Source organism: Rhodococcus yunnanensis NBRC 103083 (assembly GCF_001895005.1).
Taxonomy (GTDB): Bacteria; Actinomycetota; Actinomycetes; order Mycobacteriales; family Mycobacteriaceae; genus Rhodococcoides; species Rhodococcoides yunnanense.
In genome coordinates, this window is sequence record NZ_BCXH01000048.1 from 1 (window position 1) to 1590 (window position 1590).

Sequence of the window (1590 nt, forward strand, 5' to 3'; positions counted from 1 at the left end):
AGAGGAGTCATCGACGCCACCCGCGGCACCCCCACCGCACGCACAATCTCCTCGAACGGCGCCTCCTGATGCTCGAACCCACCCAACACCACACCCCGCACCCGCGACAACAACTGCCCCACACTCGGATTACCCGACACATCGAAACGCAACGGCAACGTATTGACGAAATACCCCACCAACCCCACCAACGCCTCATCCTCACGCCCACCCACCGGCGCACCCACCACCACATCCTCACCCGCACCCATCACCGACAACGCCACCACCACCGCCGCCTGCACCACCATGAACATCGACACCCCACACTCACCAGCACGCACCCGCAACCGATCCACCACCACACCCTCCACAACCAACCCCACCCCACCCGCACGCCACGACACCACATCAGGACGCACCCCATCCACCGGCAACCCCGACACACCCGACACACCCTCCAACACACCCCGCCAATACCCCAACAACCCCTCCAACACCGACACACCAGAACCCGACACCGACCCCAACCACCGACGCTGCCACACAGCAAAATCGGCATACCCCACCGACAACGACTCCCACACCACCGACACACCCGCCACCCGCGCCGCATACGCACGAGCAACATCACGCTCGATCACCGGCACCGACCACTCATCGACAAACGCATGATGAACCCCCAACCCCAACACCACACCACCATCGACCCGCACCACCACACCCCGCACCGGCACATCAACACCCAAATCGAACCCACGCAACACCACCGACCCCACCAACTCCCGCACACCCACCACACCCAACCCACACCCATCGACCACCGACACCTCCAACAACCCACCACCCACAACACCCGACACACCCAACACCTCATCCACACCCAACACCCGCGCACCCACCACCCACCGATCATCAGCAACCAACACCGACCTCAACACCTCATGCCGCACCACCACATCACCCACCGCACCCACCAACGCATCCACATCCACCACACCCGAAAACTCCTGAACCAACGGCACCACATACTGATCCGACACACCCGACACCTGATCCAACAACCACAACGCCACCTGACCGAACGACCCCGGCACAACCGAACCCGCACCCGAACCCGCAGCGACAGCCGCAGCCCGCTCCGCAGCCACCTCACCCACACTCAACCGAACACCAGAGCCCACCAACGCCTCCACCACCACAGCCAACCCCACCACCGACCGCGCCTCGAACACCGACCGCAACGACAACGACACACCCAACACCGCATTCACCCGCGACACCACCCGCGTCGCCAACAACGAATGCCCACCCAACACAAAAAAATCATCCTCCACACCCACACCCGACACACCCAACACCTCACAGAACACACCCAACAACACACCCTCCACCTCCGACACCGGCCCCCGCGACACCCCACCCGAACCACCGAACACCGGCACCGGCAACGCCTTACGATCAACCTTCCCATTCACCGTCAACGGCAACCGATCCACCACCACCACCACCGACGGCACCATATGCTCCGGCAACACCCCCACCACCTGATCCCGCACCCAACCACCCTCCACCCCACCCGTCACATACCCCACCAACCGCGACACACCA

Annotated in this window: 1 protein-coding gene; it reads right to left on the reverse strand. The window is 63.5% G+C overall.

Annotated elements, in window-relative coordinates; translation table 11 throughout:
• Positions 1 to 1517, reverse strand: a 1517-nt coding sequence (locus tag RY1_RS29195) for a condensation domain-containing protein (RefSeq protein ID WP_281250038.1), incomplete at its 3' end; no start/stop codon positions are given.
• Positions 1518 to 1590 lie beyond the last annotated feature (73 nt).